Consider the following 16,128-nt stretch of genomic DNA (forward strand, 5'->3'; position numbering starts at 1 on the left):
CCGTCGGCCTGGCCGGAACGTCACTTTTAGAGCGACGCCGCCCACAGGCCCCGACCATCGGACCGTTGTCAGCCGCCAGAACCCTCGCGGGCTCTTCCGGAGAAGTTGTGAAGAAGGAAATCAAGGCTCCCAGACCCAGCAGAAAGCTGCAGCAGTTGCAGTTCGCCGCGCACAGCGCCAGCCGCGCCGCGGTGGTTGTCCACCTGTCGAACGGCACGCGTCTCAACGGCGTGGTGCTGGCGTCGGACAACTACATGATCCTGCTGGGGCGTTCCGCGGAAGATGCCACCCCCACGGTGATCTACAAGCGCGCCATCACGGTGGTGACGCCCGCCCATGGCGCGGGCGAGGCCACGGCCATGCTGGACGCCGAGGCGTCGCCGGACTTCGTGCGCCTGTTCATCCCGCGCACCCGCAAGCGCCGCTGAGCGGCCCGGCCGGCGGCCGCCCCCAAGTGCGCGCCCCTATATATATAGCGCCGCGCGGGCGGCGCGCCGATGGCCCGGCCAGGCTGCCTGCACACGTTTTGCCTGCGCCCGCAACGCGCGCAAAAGTCACTCTAAAGTCTTCTCACCCACGGTCGATAACCTTTGCAACGGAGGCACTCTACGCCCTGCAACGCAGGCAGCCAACGTTACGGCAACTGCCGGAATGCCTAAAACATTGCAAATAGGAGTCGTACCATGGCGCAAGTCATCAACACCAACATTCTGTCGCTGCAAACGCAGAGCAACCTGAACACGTCGCAATCGTCGCTGAACACCGCAATCCAACGCCTGTCGTCGGGTCTGCGCATCAACAGCGCCAAGGACGACGCAGCTGGCCAAGCCATTGCCAACCGCTTCACCGCCAACATCAAGGGCCTGACGCAAGCTTCGCGCAACGCCAACGACGGTATCTCGATCTCGCAGACGACCGAAGGCGCGCTGACCGAAGTCAACAACAACCTGCAACGTATCCGTGAACTGTCGGTGCAAGCCGCCAACGGCACGAACTCGCAGTCGGACCTGAAGTCGGTCCAGGACGAAATCGCACAACGTCTGGCTGAAATCGACCGCGTGTCGGCCCAAACGCAATTCAACGGCGTGAAGGTTCTGGCCAAGGATCAGAAGATGACGATCCAAGTTGGCGCCAACGACAGCGAAACGATCTCGATCGACCTGAAGGAAATCACCTCGAAGACCCTGGGCGCCATGGGCTTCAACGTGAACGGCCCGCAAGGCGGCGTGACCGCTGTGACGGCTGGCGACAAGGCCGTGACCGACGTGTTCGGCGCTGGCGCAACCGCCGCTGCCGACGCTACCACCGCCAACACGACGGCTGCCCTGCGCACCGCCCTGGGCGTGTCGACCAACACGGGCGCTACCGCCTCGCTGGTCAAGGACAGCAACGGCAAGCTGTTCATGCAAGTGGCCCTGACCACGGCAACGAACGCCGCCGACGTCAAGGCACTGAACGCCAAGAACCTGGACGACACGCAAGCCAACGTGTACATCGCCATCGACTCGTCGATGGGCACGCTGAACACGACGACCGGTGTGGTTGCCATCAAGGCCGCCACGACGACGTCGGCTGTCACCAACGCTGCCACGGCCAACCCGCTGGCAACGCTGGACAAGGCCCTGGCTTCGGTCGACGCCCTGCGCTCCTCGCTGGGTGCCGTGCAGAACCGCTTCGAATCCGCGATCAACAACCTGAGCACGACGATCAACAACCTGTCGGCCTCGCGTTCGCGCATCGAAGACGCAGACTACGCAACGGAAGTGTCGAACATGACCCGCGCGAACATCCTGCAACAAGCTGGTACGTCGGTGCTGTCGCAAGCCAACCAGACCACGCAAAACGTGCTCTCGCTGCTGCGTTAATCGCCGCGCCGCAGAGAACCGGGCCGCAAGGCCCGGTTTTTTTGCCGGAGTGTTTTGCAGGCAGACCACTGCCTGCAAAACATTTCAACCGTAGTGTTATCCCTGCCCTACCGGACGGAGCTGACCATGGCATCCACCCAACCCGTTTCCATCCCGGCGGCACGCATTCCCGCCGAACCCGCCGCCGTCACGCACGCCCCCGCGCCCGCCGCGGCGGCCGTGACCGCCGGTGCCGTCCGGCCGGCCGCCGCCGCCCAGGACATGGGTGGCCGCACCGGCCCGGGCGACATGACGGCCGCCGTCGACGAACTGGTCGACGTGCTCAAGACCACCTCCATCGGCCTGCGGTTCGAAATCGACGACACCACGCACCGCGTGATCACCAAGGTAGTGGACAAGGAAACCGGCGAACTGATCCGCCAGTTGCCCAGTGAAGAGGTGCTGCGCTTCGCGCGCGCCATCGACAAGCTCCAGGGGCTGTTCGTCAGCCAGGCAGTCTGATTCCTCGCAACCCGTCAGTTGAAGCACAACAAAAACAGGTAAAAGAACATGGCAGCGATCTCGAACATCGGCGTAGGCTCCAATCTCCAGCTTGGCGATCTGCTCGACAAGCTGGAAGCGAGCGAGAACACCCGGCTGGACGCCATCAACACCCAGGCCAAGAGCTACCAGGCCAAGCTGAGCGGCTACGGCACCGTCAAGAGCGTGCTGGACGCCTACGCGGCCGCCGCCAAGACGCTGGCCAACGCCCAGACCTACAGCGCCGTGACCGCCAAGGTGGGCAGCGACAGCGTGCTGACGGCCACCAACGACGCCACGGCCGTGTCCGGCAAGTACACGGTCAACGTCACCTCGCTGGCCGCCGCGCAGAGCGTGGTCTCCAAGCGGGTGGCCGACCAGAAGGCCGCCATCGGCGGCGGCACCATCACATTCGACTTTGGCGAGAACCTGGGCTCGGGCGGCACGCCCACCAGCACCAAGACCGTGACGATTGGCTCGGACACGTCGCTGCAAGGCATCCGCGACTCGATCAACAAGGCCGGCATCGGCGTGACGGCCAGCATCATCAACGACGGCAGCGGCACGCCCTACCGCCTGGTGCTGACGTCGGACCAGACCGGCACGAAGTCGGGCTTCAAGGTTTCCGCCAGCGACAGCGCCGTGGGTGACGTGGTCGCCTTCGACCCCACCCTGGCCACGCAGCCCAACGGCATGTCCGAGAAGGTCAAGGCCGCCAACGCCGCGCTGACGATCAACAACATCGCCGTCACGAGCCAGAGCAACACGATCTCCGAGGCCGCGCAGGGCGTCACGCTGAACCTGAAGAGCCTGGGCACCACCAGCCTCGACATGACGGTGGACACGGCGTCGATCAAGACCGCCGTGGCCGGCTTCGTGGCCGCGTACAACAACGTGCTGACCGCCGCCAAGACGCTGACCGCCTTCGACACCGACGCCGGCACCAAGGGCGCGCTCAACGGCGACGGCACGCTGCGCAACATCCAGGCCCGCATGCGCGCCATGCTGAACACGCCGATGTCCGACGGCAACGGCAAGACCATCACGCTGTCCGATATCGGCGTGGAGTTCTCGCTGGACAGCAGCAACAACGGCACGCTGAAGGTCAACGACGACAAGCTGTCCAAGACCATCACGAACAACATGGACAAGCTGAAGGCCGTGTTTGCCGGCGTGAACGGCGCTGCCGGCATCGGCAAGACCGTGACCGACTACAACGACTCGCTGAACGCCACCGGCGGCGCGCTGTCCGCGGCCACCGACGGCATCACGTCGACGCTGAAGGACCTGGAAGACAAGTACACGTTCACCCAGGACCAGATCACCGCGACGATGGACCGCTACCGCAAGCAGTTCACGCAGCTCGACCTGCTGGTCGCCCAGATGAACCAGACCAGCAGCTACCTGACGCAGCAGTTCTCGGCCCTCAACGGCAGCAGCACCAAGAAGTAATCCAACGGAGTCTCGCCATGTTCGCGCGCCAAGGTATCAACGCCTATGCCCAGGTCGGTGTCCAGACCGGGGTCATGAGTGCCAGCCCGCACAAGCTGATCGCCATGCTGTACGACGGCGCGCGCTCGGCCATCGCCCGGGCGAAGTTCCATATGGAAAACGGCGAGCTGGAAGCGCGCGGCAATGCAATCTCCAAGGCCATCAACATCATCGACAACGGCCTGCGCGCGGTGCTGGATCACGAGGCGGGCGGAGAGATCTCCGCCAGCCTCGAATCGCTGTACGAATACATGACCCGCCGCCTGATGCTGGCCAACCTGCGCAGCGACCCGGCCCTGCTGGCCGAAGTCGACACCCTGCTTGAAAACCTGGCCTCGGCCTGGGCGGCCATCGACCCGGCGGCCCCCGCCGACGCCATGCCGCACGAGCCGGCCGTGGCGGCCCAACCCGTTTTGCAGGACAACTGATGATGTTTGCCATGTCCCCCATCGTTCGCAGCTACGAAGAGCTGCTGGTGCTGTCCGAGCAGATGCTCGACGCCGCGCGCGCGTCGAACTGGGACGCGCTGGCTGACCTGCAGAAGGTCTACATGGCCGAAGTGGACCGCCTGCGCCTGCTGGACCACAGCGCGCCGTTCACCGACGCCGAGCGCCTGCGCCGCTTCCAGCTGCTGGAGCGCATCCTGGCCCACGACGCCCGCATCCGCGACCTGACCATGCCGCGCCTGGCCGAACTGGGCGCACTGCTCAACAACTCGCGCCGTAAGCTCGAACTTTCCACGGCCTACGGCGCCGTCTGACCCACCGCGCCCCCGGGCCGACCGGGGCGCCGCGCGCGCGCGTGGCGCATCCGTTCCCATCGCTGACACGCGGCCATGACCGGCATCCAGATTCCTCCCAGCCTGATCCCGCATCAGGCCCCGGACCCGCAGCTATCGCGCCCGGCGCTGGCCATCGACAAGCTCGCCGCGCTGATGCCGGTGCCCGACGTGTCGCAGGGCGACGTGCAGTCGTCCACCGGCGAGACGGTGCAGGCGCGCCAGCCCGGCACGCTGACGCCGGGCGGCACCGACCCCCGGCTGGCCGGCCAGACCACCTCCACGCGCGAAACACTGAGCTTTGCCGCCAAGGCGATCCTGGACCTGTTCGAAGGCGGCGACGCCGCGCCGGCACGCCCCGGCGCGCCGCTGCTGGCCACCGCGCCGGCCGGCCAGCCCGGCGCCACGCAGGACCTGGCCAGCGCACTGGCGCGCTTTGTCGACCAGAGCGGGCTGTTCTATGAATCGCACCTGACGCAATGGGTCACGGGCCAGCGCCCGCTTGCCACGCTGCTGCAGGAGCCGCAGGCCACGCTGCGCAACCCTGCCCAGCCCCAGCCGCAAGGCCAGCCCGCTGCGACGCCATCGGCCCCGGCGCCGGCACCGGCCGCGCTGCTGCCCTACGGCGGCCCGTCCACGCCCAGCCCGATGGCGCCGCCCAGCGCGACGATCCTGGCCGAACTGACGCGGCCGGTCATCTATCCGCTGTCGACCGGCGTGCCCGCGCACGGCGACCCCGCCAAACCGGCGCAGCCGTCGCCGGGCAACGCGGCCACCGCGCAGGCACCACAGACGCCGTCCAGCCCCGCCGCCGAGCAGCGGCTGGCCGCCCATGCCAGCGCCGCCGCGCACGCCTACCAGCTCACGGCCGAGATCTCGCACGAGGGCCACCATATCGCGCGCGCCCAGCATGCCGCCATCGTGGCGAGCTGGAACGCGCCCGACAACAGCGCCACCCAGCCGCAGCCCGACCGAGGCCCGCCGATCCATCCGTCCAGCGAGGGCGTGGTGCGCCAGCAGCTTGAACTGCTGGCCTCGCAGCAATTTCGCGCGACGATCGACGCCTGGCCCGGCATGCCCGTCGACTGGGAAATCACCCGCCATCCGGACCACGTGGCCGAACGCGAGGCCGGCGGCGCGCCGGCCGCCGCCGCAAGCTGGAGCACGCGCCTGCGCCTGAACCTGCCGATGCTGGGCAGCGTCGATGCGGTGCTGACGCTCGGCGCCCACGGGCTCGAAGCACGGCTGGTCGCCGCCGACAGCGACGCCGCCGCGCGGCTGATCCAGGGCCGCGCCGATTTTCGCGCGCAACTGGAGGCACGCGGCATCGCGCTGCTGAACATGAACGTGTCGACCGAGGACGCCCCGTCGACGCCCACCGTCATCGCGCTGCCAGCATGAGCGACCACCCGTCCGACCGCGGCGCCGCCGTCGCCCTCTCCTACCAGTCCAGCGACAACGCCCCGCGCGTGGTGGCCAAGGGCTACGGCATGTCCGCCGAGGCCATCATCGCCCGCGCCCGCGAGGCCGGCGTCTACGTGCACGGATCGCCCGCGCTGGTCAACCTGCTGATGCAGGTGGATCTGGACAGCCAGATCCCGCCCCAGCTCTACGTGGCCGTGGCCGAACTGCTGGCGTGGCTGCACCGCATGGAAGCCGGCCCCGACGCGGCCAACCCGCTCGCCCTGACACCGGCCTGACGGCCCCGGCCCCGGCCGGTGGGGCCGATCCGCCACGCCGGCCGCGCTACCGGCCGAAATAGCCCTTTTTTCGCGTTGTGTTCGCGCCGTCGCCCCGCACGGCGGCTTGTTAATTTGTTGGCATGGGACCAGACCATCCATTCCTGGATCGTCCGGGCGTCTGCAGGCCATCGAAAGACACAAGCAAATGAAAAGACAGCCAAGGGGAAGCGGATCGCACGCGCTGGAAGAAGCGTGGGCATTGTTCCGGATCGGCAACTATCAGGCCGCCTACGGCACGGCCGACCAGGCCGGCCGGCGCGGCGCGCCACCGGCGCAGGTGGAATACCTGAAGGGTTACTCGCTGCTGCTGCTGGACCGCGACGCCGAGGCCCTGCCGCTGGCCGAGCAGGCGCTGGCCAGGTGGCCCGACGACCTGGCCCTGCAGGGCCTGCTGGGCATGCTGCTGACCCGCCAGGACAATGCCCGTGACGCCCGGCCGCTGCTGGAACGCGCGCTGGTGGCCCGTCCGGACGACACGAACCTGCAGTTGTCGATGGCGCGCGTCCACACGATGATGAACGAGCGCCGCGCCGCGCAGGACCTCTACCAGCGTCTGGTCGAGACCGATCCCACCAACTACATCGCGTTCGCCAACCTGGGCAACGAGCGCCGCGCCAACGGCGACCCGGCCGGCGGCCTGCAGGCGTACCGCGTGGCCCGCTACGGCGATCCGTCGCTGGCAACCAACCGCTCCAACGTGCTGCTGGGCATGCTGAGCGCCGAAGACACCACCGCCCAGACGCTGCGCGCCGAGGCCGAGGACTTTGCCGCGATGCTGACGCGCGATGCCGTGCCCGCCACGGCGCCGCTGGGCAGCACGGCGCCGCGCATCCGCATCGGCTTCCTGTCCGCCGACCTGGGCTGGCACGCCATTGCCTACTTCCTGATCCCGCTGATCGCCAACATCGACCGCAACCGCTTCGACGTCTACCTGTTCCGCATGAACCGGAAGCACGACGTGCTGACCGAGAAGCTGGCGCAGTACGCCACGGCGATGATCGACGTGAGCACCCTGTCCACGCTGGACACCGTGGAGCGCATCCGCCGCGAGGACATCGACGTGATGGTCGACCTGGGCGGCTACACCGGCCAGTCGCCGCTGCTGGTGCTGGCGCACCGCGTGGCGCCGGTGCAGATGACGTGGCTGGGCTTTCCGGGTACCACCGGCATGCCGTCGATCGACTACCGGATCTCCGACTGGACCGGCGACCCGGCCGGCACGGAGAGCCACTACACCGAGACGCTGCTGCGCGCGCCGGTGTTCTGCGCGTTCCATCCGCTGGTCACCAGCCCGCTGCAGGTCTACGAGGACAAGTACCGCGTCAAGGACACTCCCGCGCTGCGCAACGGCTACATCACGTTCGGCTCGTGCAACGGGCTGACCAAGCTGAGCGACCTGACGCTGCGGCTCTGGTCCGCCGTGCTGGCCGCCTGCCCGGACAGCCGCCTGCTGATCGAGGCCCAGAACGTGGCCCGCGAAGGCGTGCGCGAGCTGTTCGAGGCCCGCCTGGCCGCGCACCGCATCGACCTGGACCGCGTGGAGCTGATCGACCGCGTGGCCGAGAACCAGTACGTGATGTACCACCGCATCGACATCGCGCTGGACGCCACGCCGTACACGGGCGGCACCACCACGTGCGATGCGCTGTGGATGGGCGTGCCCGTGGTGTCGCTGACCGGCCCGGCCTTCCACCAGCGCATCTCGGCCGTGTTCCTCAAGGACTGCGGGCTCGACCCGCTGATCTGCGAGGACGAGGCCGCGTACGTCAACATGGCCTGCGAGCTGGCGTCCGACGTGGGCCGGCTCAACGAACTGCGCCTGTCGCTGCGCCAGCGCGTGGAGACCAGCGCGATGACCGACGCGCCGGCCTTCGCCGCGTGGGTCGAGCAGCAGGCCTACGCGCTGTCGCACGCGCGCAAGGGCCTGCCCGAGGCGATGCCCGCGCGCGAGCAGGGTGTCTACTTCGGCGGCACGTGGTACTCCACCACCGACATGGCGCTAAGCGTGGCCGCCCACATCGAGACCGGCCAGTACGACAAGCTGCACAACGTGCTGGAAAACCTCAGTTCCACGTGGTACCGCCACTGGATGGTCACCTACGGGCTGGCCGTCTACAAGTACCACATGGCGTCGCGCACCGAGGCCATCGACCTGCTGATCGAGGCCATCGGCCAGCGCCCGTACGCGCTGCCGCTGTACCGCCTGCTGGCCGCGTGGCTGGAAGAGAACGACTACGACAAGTCCGCGCTGGCCGGCCTGCTGGCCGAGCAGTTCGGCCTGGACCTGGCCACGCTCGAAGCCGGCCCCGTGCCCAGCGCGTTCGAGATCGCCGGCATGAAGGTCGAGGTCGTGGACGCGCAGGAAGAGGCCGTCGCATGAAAGCCGTGATCCTGGCCGGTGGCCTTGGCACCCGCATTTCCGAGGAATCGCACCTGCGTCCGAAGCCGATGATCGAGATCGGCGGCAAGCCCATCCTGTGGCACATCATGAAGATGTACTCGGCGCACGGCGTCAACGAGTTCGTGATCTGCCTGGGCTACAAGGGCTACGTCATCAAGGAATACTTCGCCAACTACTTCCTGCACATGTCCGACGTCACGTTCGACATGTCCGGCAACCGCATGGAAGTGCACTGCCAGAAGGCCGAGCCGTGGCGCGTGACGCTGGTGGACACGGGCGAGGAATCGCAGACCGGCGGCCGCCTGCGCCGCGTGCGCGACTACCTGCCCGCCGGCGAGACGTTCTGCTTCACCTACGGCGACGGCGTGTCCGACATCGACATCAGTGCCGAGATCGCGTTCCACCGCCGCCACGGCCGCTGGGCCACCGTGGCCGCCGTGCAGCCCCCGGGCCGCTACGGCGCGCTGCAGCGCACGAACGAGGACATGGTCACCGGCTTTGCCGAAAAGCCGCGCGGCGACGGCGGCTGGATCAACGGCGGCTTCTTCGTGCTGCAGCCCGAGGTGCTCGACCTGATCGACGGCGACCACATCAGCTGGGAACAGGAGCCGATGGGCCGCCTGGCGCGCGAGGGCCACCTGCTGGCGTTCGAGCACGGCGGCTTCTGGCAGCCGATGGACACGCTGCGCGAGAAGAACCAGCTCGAACAGCTCTGGCAGACCGGCAAGGCGCCGTGGAAGGTCTGGTGATGGAGGCGCTCGCCGCTTACCGCGGCCGGCGCGTGTTCGTGACCGGCCACACCGGCTTCAAGGGCGCGTGGCTGTCGATGTGGCTCGCGCGTGCCGGCGCCCGCGTCACCGGCTACGCGCTGGCCCCCGCCACCGAGCCCAACCTGTTCACGCTGGCCGATGTCGCCCGCGACCTGCACGCGCACCATGTCGCCGATATCCGCGACGCCGCGCGCCTGCAGCAGGCCATGCAGGCGGCCGAGCCCGAGATCGTGTTCCACCTGGCGGCCCAGCCGCTGGTGCGCGAAAGCTACCGCACGCCGGTCGATACGTGGTCGACCAACGTGATGGGCACCGTCAACGTGCTCGAAGCGGTGCGCGCCAGTCCATCGGTGCGCGCCGTGGTGGTGGTCACGACCGACAAGTGCTACGAGAACCGCGAATGGCTCTGGGGCTACCGCGAGACCGATCCGCTCGGCGGCCATGACCCCTACAGCGCCAGCAAGGCCGGCGCGGAGCTGGTCGTGGCGAGCTATCGCCGTGCGTTCCTGGCGTCGGCCGGCCAGCATCTGGCCAGCGCCCGCGCCGGCAACGTGATCGGCGGCGGCGACTGGTCGGCCGACCGACTGATCCCCGATGCCGCGCGCGCCGCGGCGGCGGGCCAGCCGCTGCGCATCCGCCATCCGGAAGCCACGCGGCCGTGGCAGCACGTGCTGGAATCGCTGCACGGCTACCTGCTGCTCGGCACCCGGTTGCTCGGCGACGACGCGGCCGCCTTTGCCGACGCCTTCAACTTCGGCCCGGCCGCCAGCGACAACCGGCCCGTCCAGGCCGTGCTGGAAGGCTTGCAGCGTCACTGGCCGCAACTGCGCTGGGAACTCGATGCCGCGATGCGCGCGGCGGCGCCGCACGAGGCCGGCTATCTGTACCTGGATTCGTCGAAGGCCATGCGCACGCTCGGCTGGCAGCCACGCTGGACGCTCGACCGCGCCCTGCTGGCCACGGCCGACTGGTACCGCCAGGTGCAGGCATCGCCCGCCCAGGCGCGCGCCATCACCGAGGCCCAGATCGACGCGTTCGTCAGTCGCGATACTTGACGATGCGGGCCGGATTGCCAGCGATCACCGCGTAATCCGGCCACTCGCCCTTGAGCACGGTGCCGGCGCCCACCACACAGCCCGTGCCGAGCACGGTGCCGTCCAGCAGCACGCAGTTCGCGCCGATCCAGCAGTCGTCGCCGATGACGATGCCGCCGCGCGACGGCATGAAGCGCTGCGCGATGATCGTACGTTCGCGCGAGCGGTACTCGTGGTTGGTCGGCGCCAGCGTGGTGTTGGCCGCGATCAGCACGCCCTCCCCCATCCGCACGCCATTGCCCGAGTAGATCACCACGCCCGAGTTCAGGTAGCAGCGCGGGCCGATTTCGACGTTGCCGTCGCCGCCCGCGAACTTGATCTTGACGAAGCTGTCGATGGTCACGTCGTCGCCCACGGCCACGTGGTTGCCGCGCACCGAGCGTTCGATGTCGGCCAGCGGCGAGATCTTCGCCAGCGTGGAGATCCGGTTCATGGTGTTCCTGCCTTGCTGTCTTGCAGCAGTCTGTCGGCGACGTGGCGCGCGAACGTCGCCATGCACGACCGTTCGCCTTCGCCTACTGCGTCGGTTTCATCGGCCCAGTGCCCCGAGCCGAACGTGTAGGCCGCTTCCGCGGGCCGGTGCGTGCCGAGCGATACCGGCACGTCGCGCCCGCTGGCCTGCGCGGCCACGCCGGCGCACAGCCGCGCCAGGGCGTCCATGCGCCACGGCTGGCCGGAGACGTGCGTCACGGGCGGCAGGTGGCCTTGCAGCCCCTGGACGACCGCCGCCGCCAGCCGCTCCAGCGAGACGTAGCAGCGCACCGGCGAGCCGTCGGACAGCAGCCGCACCGCGCCGTCGCGCAGCGCCTGCTGCATGAAGTCAAACGGTGCCAGCGTCCAGCGGTTGAATGTCGACCAGTCGGCCGGCGTGCCGAACAGATTGGCCGGGCGAATGACGGTGGTGCGAAACGGCTGCGCGCGCAGCAGGTGCTCGGCCAGCAGATGGGTCAGGCCGTAGTCGTTGGCCGGCACCGGCTCGGCGGTCTCGTCGAGCCGGCCGGCCGGGCGGCCGAATACGTGGAACGTCGACAGGTAGACCACGTGACCGACCTGCGCGTCGCGCAACCGGCCGGCCAGCGCGCGCGTGGCGGTCACGTTGGCCGTGAACGCGGCCAGCGGGTCCTGCCGGCACAGCACCTCGTTGGCGGCGGCGGCATGGACGCAGGCGTCGATGCCGGCGGGCAGCGCGGGCAGGCGGTCGGGCCGCAGCAGATCGAACGGCAGGTCGTCATCGGCACGGCGGCCGGCGGTCAGCACGGTCATGCCGGCCTGGCGCAGGACGTCGCGGATGGCGCCGCCCGCGTAGCCCGATGCACCGGTCAGCAAGACGGTCGGCATGGCGGTTCAGGAAAAGTCGGTGTGGGCCAGGTACGCGGCCAGCGACGGGTGTGCGGTGTCGCGCGGCGACAGGATCGGCGTGGCGCCGGCCAGCGCGGGCGCACCGTCCCACCAGTCGATGCCGACGTCGTCCACATGGATGCCGGCGTCGGCCGCCGGCTCATGCACGCTGGAAACCAGGTACCAGAGCCGCGTGTCGTCGACATGGGCGGCAAAGCCGTGCGCGATGCCGCGCGGGATGTAGAGCATGGCCGGCACGTCGGCGCTGAGCATCAGACTCAGGCTGCGGCCAAAGGTCGGCGAGCCGCGCCGCAGGTCCACCAGCCCGTCGCGCGCGCGGCCGGTCAGGCAGCTCACCAGCTTGGCGTGGTCGTGCGGCGGCCGCTGAAAGTGCATGCCGCGGATCACGCCCGCGTGGGACGTCGACACGTACGATTCGGCAAACGCGGTCTCCAGCCCCTGGGCGGCCAGCGTGGGCGCGTGGAACAGCTTCATGAAGTCGCCCCGCGCGTCGCCCAGGCGAGCACCGTGCAGCAGAAAGCAGCCGGGCAGCGCCAGCGCCTCGCACTGCATGGTCAGAACCCGATGCCGAAGAACTGTTCGAGCTTCTCGCCCACGAAGTCGAGCATCGACTCCGACAGCCCCGGATAGATGCCCAGCCAGAACGTGTCGTTCATGACGATGTCCGAGTTGGTCAGGTCGCCCACCACGCGGTAGTTGCGGCCGATCATGTACGGCTGGCGCGTCAGGTTGCCCGCGAACAGCAGCCGCGTGCCGATGCGGTACTGGTCCAGGTACGTGACCACGTCGGTGCGGCGCACGTTGGCCTCGGGCCGCAGCGTCACCGGGAAGCCGAACCACGACGGGTCCGAGTTCGGCGTGGCTTCCGGCAGGATCAGCATCTCGCTGCAGGCGGCCAGGCGCTCGCGCAGGAAGCTGAAGTTGTGGCGGCGCGCGGCGATGAAGCCCTCGGCGCGGTCGATCTGCGCCAGGCCGCAGGCGGCCTGCATGTCGGTGATCTTGAGGTTGTAGCCCAGGTGCGAGTACGTGTACTTGTGGTCGTAGCCCTCGGGCAGGTTACCGAGCTTCCAGCAGAAGCGCCGGTTGCAGGTGTTGTCCTTGCCCGGCGGGCAGTAGCAGTCGCGGCCCCAGTCGCGGAACGACTCGGCGATGGTCTTCAGCGCGTGGTTGTTCGTGAACACCGCGCCGCCCTCGCCCATCGTGATGTGGTGGGCCGGGTAGAAGCTCAGCGTGCCGATGTCGCCGAACGTGCCGACCAGCTGGCCGTTGTAGGTGGCGCCCAGCGCGTCGCAGCAGTCCTCCACCAGCCAGAGGTTGTACTTGCGGCACAGCGCCGTCACCACTTCCAGGTTGAACGGGTTGCCCAGCGTGTGGGCCAGCATGATCGCCTTGGTGCGCGGCGTGATGGCGGCCTCGATGCGGCTGGCGTCCACGTTGTACGTGCCCAGTTCCACGTCGACGAACACCGGCACGGCGCCGCACTGCAGGATCGGGTTGACCGTGGTCGGAAAGCCGGCGGCCACGCCGATCACCTCGTCGCCGGGGCGGATGGCACGATCGCCCAGGCGCGGCGACGTCAGCGTGGCAAACGCCACCAGGTTGGCCGACGAGCCCGAGTTGACCGTCAGCACGTGCTTCACGCCCAGCAGCTGGCCCAGCCGCTGCTCGAACGCGTCGTTAAAGCGGCCCGTGGTCAGCCAGGCGTCCAGCGACGCCTCGACCATCGCCTTCATTTCCGGGGCGCCCACCACCTTGCCCGACGGCGGGATGACGGTTTCACCGGGCCGGAAGCCCGGCGTCTCGCTCTGGACCAGTGCCGCGTACTCTTCGACGAGACCGGCAATCTTTGCGCGTAGAGATTCTTTGCTCATTCCCATGACTCATGCTGGCCTGCCCCGGCATGGTGGGCAGGTCCGTTGTAGTGGCGGATCAGGCGGCGGCCACGGCCTCGGCCGCGAACGCGTCCATGGCCTTGACGACTGCCGCGGGGTTGTCGTGGATCAGGTCGTGGCCGCCGGCCACCTGCTGCACGCCAATCCCCCGGCGGCGCAGCGCGGCCAGGTCTTCCTTGTCCAGGCAGCACGCCACCTTGGCGGTGCGGCGCGGCGGATGCATCGGCACGTCGCCGGTCAGCACCTGCACCGGCGTGGGCAGGTCGTCCAGCAGGTGCCAGTAGGTGCGCTCGGTCAGCGCGTGCTCGGTGACGCCGTAGATTTCCCAGGCAAAGCGGCGCACGTGCTGGTTGTCGGGGTCGCTGGCAATGGCGCCGCGCAGGAACTGGTGGTTGTGCCAGAGCTTCTTCGCCTCGAACGGCGTGTCCAGCAGCAGCACGCCCTGGCAGCGGTCGTTGTCGCGCGCCATCGCCAGGCCCACCGCGCCGCCAAAGCTGACGCCCACGATGCGGTAGTCGCCGTCGATGGCCTGGTCGATGGCCGGGCGCAGCTCGCGCGCGAACCCTTCGGCCGAGTAGTCGGCCGGGTACCACGACGCACCCGAGCCCGGCAGGTCGGCAAAGACCAGGTTGACGCCGGGCGCGGCGGCCTCGAAGTCCTTCACGCCGTCGATCGAGCCCAGCGAGCCATGCAGCACCACCCAGGTGGGCGCGCCGGCCTTCCACTGCTGCGGCAGCCGCAGCCGGACGATGCCGCTGGCACCGGCCACGATGCGCTCGCCCTTGGTGGTGGCGCGCATCTTGTGGATCATCGCGGCCTTGTGCTGCGCGAGCTTGTCCAGCGCGGGGCCGCCTCCGTTCATGATCCAGCCGATGCTGGCTTCCACTTCCTCTTTCGGCCAGTCCCACCAGCGCAGCGCCTGCAGCCGGGCGCTGGTGGCCTCGTCGAAGCGGCGCTTGACGAACTGGGCAGGATTGCCGGCCCAGACCTCGTAGGCGCCCACGTCGCGCGACACCACCGAGCCGGCGCCGATCACCGCGCCGTCGCCAATCGTCACGCCCGACAGGATCACCGAATGCGCGCCGATCCAGACGTCGTTGCCGATGCTGACCCCGCCGCGCGTGGACGAGAAGTCCGGCACGGGCCGGGCCGGCCGGAACAGCGTGCCGAAGTTGGGCGCCGTGAACGGGTAGATCGTGTGCCAGTCGTGGCGGTGGTAGCTGCCCAGGATGACCTTGACGTCGTGCGCGATCGTGCAATAGCGGCCCACGCGCAGCCGCGCCGGCTGGTCCGCCTGGTTGTGCGGGAACACGGCCGGCACGCCGTAGCTGAAGTCGCCAATGTCATACAGGTCGGGCCGGTGCGGCCCGATGGCGGTGAACTGCAGGTGGTTCACGCCGTGCCGGATCGTCAGGTCCAGATGGCGGGCACCCACATGGCCGGGCCGGTTCGCCAGGATCTGCCGCGCGATGTCGGCCGCCTGGGCGGGGTTGCCCTGCACCCAGGCGTTGGCCGCGAGCTGCATGGCATCGTCAACCGTCATGTTCTGTGTCGCCATGGCGTTCCTTCTGTGCTCTGGAAATCCGTACTGCTGCCGTGCCGCGCGGGCTTACACCGGCATGTTCATCATTTCCTGGTACGCCGCCGCCAGGCGGTTGCGTACCTGGACGGCCGTCTGGAACGAAATGTTGGCCTTCTGCATGTCGATCATCACGTCGTTCAGCGACACGCCGGGCTTGCCCACTTCAAACGCCTCGGCCTGGCCGTAGGCGCGTTCCTGGCTGGTGTTCAGCCGTTGCAGCGATCGTTGCAGCTCGCCGGCAAAGCCGGACGCGGACGCCGCCGCCGTGGCCTGGGACGCGGTGCCGCCGCCAGCCACCTGCGCAAGGCCGCGCAGTTGCTGGAGCATGCCTTCGATAGAGGAAATGGTCATGGCTCGTACAGGTTGGATGAAGGGGAGACAGGGGAAAATGCGACCTGAAATCGCCCAACGTGCCGTAAACGTCACGTCGCTCCCTGTTTCAGCCCTCGCACTGTACTGGCGGCCCGCCTCCTCCCAAAGGCTGAAATCGGCGGGAAAACATGGCCTATTCAGCCGATTGTCCATCAGCCGTCTGACCGATCATCGCTACCGTGCCGGATCTGGCGGTTCGCCGCGTTTTTGCCTTACCGCCCACGGCCAGGGAACATCAACTATCGCGGGGAGTGCGCGTGTTT

17 protein-coding genes are annotated in these 16,128 nt (G+C 68.6%); 11 read left to right on the plus strand and 6 right to left on the minus strand.

The window, feature by feature from the left end:
• Nucleotides 1–107: 107 nt before the first annotated feature.
• The 11 genes from EPAKOI_RS22440 to rfbG all read left to right on the plus strand — a co-directional run bounded on the left by EPAKOI_RS22440 (nucleotide 108) and on the right by rfbG (nucleotide 10,621).
• Nucleotides 108–428 (plus strand): RNA chaperone Hfq, encoded by a 321-nt coding sequence (locus EPAKOI_RS22440; protein ID WP_423193735.1) that lies wholly within the window; start codon nucleotides 108–110, stop codon nucleotides 426–428.
• Nucleotides 429–683: 255 nt separating this feature from the next.
• Nucleotides 684–1,865 (plus strand): FliC/FljB family flagellin, encoded by a 1,182-nt coding sequence (locus tag EPAKOI_RS22445; protein ID WP_124686130.1) that lies wholly within the window; start codon nucleotides 684–686, stop codon nucleotides 1,863–1,865.
• Nucleotides 1,866–1,991: 126 nt separating this feature from the next.
• Nucleotides 1,992–2,366: a flagellar protein FlaG gene (locus tag EPAKOI_RS22450; protein WP_423193736.1), complete on the plus strand. Its 375-nt coding sequence runs from the start codon at nucleotides 1,992–1,994 to the stop codon at nucleotides 2,364–2,366.
• A gap of 48 nt (nucleotides 2,367–2,414) precedes the next feature.
• A complete protein-coding gene (gene fliD, locus EPAKOI_RS22455) occupies nucleotides 2,415–3,836 on the plus strand; it encodes a flagellar filament capping protein FliD (protein ID WP_423193737.1) in 1,422 nt (473 codons plus the stop codon).
• A gap of 17 nt (nucleotides 3,837–3,853) precedes the next feature.
• Nucleotides 3,854–4,303, plus strand: a complete 450-nt coding sequence (gene fliS, locus EPAKOI_RS22460; protein WP_124686127.1) for a flagellar export chaperone FliS — start codon at nucleotides 3,854–3,856, stop codon at nucleotides 4,301–4,303.
• Nucleotides 4,304–4,305: 2 nt separating this feature from the next.
• A complete protein-coding gene (locus EPAKOI_RS22465) occupies nucleotides 4,306–4,635 on the plus strand; it encodes a flagellar protein FliT (protein WP_124686753.1) in 330 nt (109 codons plus the stop codon).
• A gap of 75 nt (nucleotides 4,636–4,710) precedes the next feature.
• Nucleotides 4,711–6,054, plus strand: a complete 1,344-nt coding sequence (locus EPAKOI_RS22470) for a flagellar hook-length control protein FliK (protein WP_423193738.1) — start codon at nucleotides 4,711–4,713, stop codon at nucleotides 6,052–6,054.
• Nucleotides 6,051–6,353: an EscU/YscU/HrcU family type III secretion system export apparatus switch protein gene (locus tag EPAKOI_RS22475; RefSeq protein WP_124686125.1), complete on the plus strand. Its 303-nt coding sequence runs from the start codon at nucleotides 6,051–6,053 to the stop codon at nucleotides 6,351–6,353. The genes EPAKOI_RS22470 and EPAKOI_RS22475 overlap by 4 nt, the downstream gene beginning before the upstream one ends.
• A gap of 187 nt (nucleotides 6,354–6,540) precedes the next feature.
• Complete coding sequence (locus tag EPAKOI_RS22480; RefSeq protein WP_423193739.1) at nucleotides 6,541–8,775, plus strand: tetratricopeptide repeat protein; 2,235 nt, start codon at nucleotides 6,541–6,543, stop codon at nucleotides 8,773–8,775.
• Complete coding sequence (rfbF, locus tag EPAKOI_RS22485) at nucleotides 8,772–9,545, plus strand: glucose-1-phosphate cytidylyltransferase (RefSeq protein WP_124686123.1); 774 nt, start codon at nucleotides 8,772–8,774, stop codon at nucleotides 9,543–9,545. The genes EPAKOI_RS22480 and rfbF overlap by 4 nt, the downstream gene beginning before the upstream one ends.
• Complete coding sequence (gene rfbG, locus EPAKOI_RS22490; protein ID WP_423194562.1) at nucleotides 9,545–10,621, plus strand: CDP-glucose 4,6-dehydratase; 1,077 nt, start codon at nucleotides 9,545–9,547, stop codon at nucleotides 10,619–10,621. The genes rfbF and rfbG overlap by 1 nt, the downstream gene beginning before the upstream one ends.
• Here the strand turns inward: rfbG and EPAKOI_RS22495 are convergent.
• The 6 genes from EPAKOI_RS22495 to fliE all read right to left on the minus strand — a co-directional run bounded on the left by EPAKOI_RS22495 (nucleotide 10,605) and on the right by fliE (nucleotide 15,844).
• Nucleotides 10,605–11,093: an acyltransferase gene (locus EPAKOI_RS22495; RefSeq protein WP_124686121.1), complete on the minus strand. Its 489-nt coding sequence runs from the start codon at nucleotides 11,091–11,093 to the stop codon at nucleotides 10,605–10,607. The genes rfbG and EPAKOI_RS22495 overlap by 17 nt on opposite strands.
• Nucleotides 11,090–11,998 carry an NAD-dependent epimerase/dehydratase family protein gene (locus tag EPAKOI_RS22500; protein ID WP_423193740.1) on the minus strand — a complete coding sequence of 303 codons (909 nt, stop codon included), beginning with the start codon at nucleotides 11,996–11,998 and terminating at the stop codon, nucleotides 11,090–11,092. Before EPAKOI_RS22500 ends, EPAKOI_RS22495 begins: the two co-directional genes overlap by 4 nt.
• 6 nt (nucleotides 11,999–12,004) lie before the next feature.
• Nucleotides 12,005–12,571: a dTDP-4-dehydrorhamnose 3,5-epimerase family protein gene (locus tag EPAKOI_RS22505; RefSeq protein ID WP_124686119.1), complete on the minus strand. Its 567-nt coding sequence runs from the start codon at nucleotides 12,569–12,571 to the stop codon at nucleotides 12,005–12,007.
• A 2-nt stretch (nucleotides 12,572–12,573) separates the two neighbouring features.
• Entirely contained in the window at nucleotides 12,574–13,890 is a 1,317-nt protein-coding gene (rfbH, locus tag EPAKOI_RS22510) for a lipopolysaccharide biosynthesis protein RfbH (protein ID WP_423193741.1), read from the minus strand.
• A 58-nt stretch (nucleotides 13,891–13,948) separates the two neighbouring features.
• Nucleotides 13,949–15,454 (minus strand): alpha/beta fold hydrolase, encoded by a 1,506-nt coding sequence (locus tag EPAKOI_RS22515; RefSeq protein ID WP_423193742.1) that lies wholly within the window; start codon nucleotides 15,452–15,454, stop codon nucleotides 13,949–13,951.
• A 66-nt stretch (nucleotides 15,455–15,520) separates the two neighbouring features.
• The gene (gene fliE, locus EPAKOI_RS22520; RefSeq protein WP_423193743.1) at nucleotides 15,521–15,844 is read right to left on the minus strand and encodes a flagellar hook-basal body complex protein FliE; all 324 of its coding nucleotides are present in this window, start codon (nucleotides 15,842–15,844) and stop codon (nucleotides 15,521–15,523) included.
• Between the last annotated feature and the right edge of the window lie 284 nt (nucleotides 15,845–16,128).

Origin of the sequence: Cupriavidus sp. H18C2 (genome assembly GCF_049393795.1) — a bacterium.
Lineage (GTDB): Bacteria > Pseudomonadota > Gammaproteobacteria > Burkholderiales > Burkholderiaceae > Cupriavidus > Cupriavidus pauculus_C.

Excerpts from the sequence above, each read along its gene's own strand:
- EPAKOI_RS22445 (WP_124686130.1), top strand. The coding sequence starts at position 684 with ATGGCGCAAGTCATCAACACCAACATTCTGTCGCTGCAAACGCAGAGC.
- EPAKOI_RS22450 (WP_423193736.1), top strand. The coding sequence starts at position 1,992 with ATGGCATCCACCCAACCCGTTTCCATCCCGGCGGCACGCATTCCCGCC.
- fliD (WP_423193737.1), top strand. The coding sequence starts at position 2,415 with ATGGCAGCGATCTCGAACATCGGCGTAGGCTCCAATCTCCAGCTTGGC.
- fliS (WP_124686127.1), top strand. The coding sequence starts at position 3,854 with ATGTTCGCGCGCCAAGGTATCAACGCCTATGCCCAGGTCGGTGTCCAG.
- EPAKOI_RS22465 (WP_124686753.1), top strand. The coding sequence starts at position 4,306 with ATGTTTGCCATGTCCCCCATCGTTCGCAGCTACGAAGAGCTGCTGGTG.
- EPAKOI_RS22470 (WP_423193738.1), top strand. The coding sequence starts at position 4,711 with ATGACCGGCATCCAGATTCCTCCCAGCCTGATCCCGCATCAGGCCCCG.
- EPAKOI_RS22475 (WP_124686125.1), top strand. The coding sequence starts at position 6,051 with ATGAGCGACCACCCGTCCGACCGCGGCGCCGCCGTCGCCCTCTCCTAC.
- EPAKOI_RS22480 (WP_423193739.1), top strand. The coding sequence starts at position 6,541 with ATGAAAAGACAGCCAAGGGGAAGCGGATCGCACGCGCTGGAAGAAGCG.
- rfbF (WP_124686123.1), top strand. The coding sequence starts at position 8,772 with ATGAAAGCCGTGATCCTGGCCGGTGGCCTTGGCACCCGCATTTCCGAG.
- rfbG (WP_423194562.1), top strand. The coding sequence starts at position 9,545 with ATGGAGGCGCTCGCCGCTTACCGCGGCCGGCGCGTGTTCGTGACCGGC.
- EPAKOI_RS22495 (WP_124686121.1), bottom strand. The coding sequence starts at position 11,093 with ATGAACCGGATCTCCACGCTGGCGAAGATCTCGCCGCTGGCCGACATC.
- EPAKOI_RS22500 (WP_423193740.1), bottom strand. The coding sequence starts at position 11,998 with ATGCCGACCGTCTTGCTGACCGGTGCATCGGGCTACGCGGGCGGCGCC.
- EPAKOI_RS22505 (WP_124686119.1), bottom strand. The coding sequence starts at position 12,571 with ATGCAGTGCGAGGCGCTGGCGCTGCCCGGCTGCTTTCTGCTGCACGGT.
- rfbH (WP_423193741.1), bottom strand. The coding sequence starts at position 13,890 with ATGAGCAAAGAATCTCTACGCGCAAAGATTGCCGGTCTCGTCGAAGAG.
- EPAKOI_RS22515 (WP_423193742.1), bottom strand. The coding sequence starts at position 15,454 with ATGACGGTTGACGATGCCATGCAGCTCGCGGCCAACGCCTGGGTGCAG.
- fliE (WP_423193743.1), bottom strand. The coding sequence starts at position 15,844 with ATGACCATTTCCTCTATCGAAGGCATGCTCCAGCAACTGCGCGGCCTT.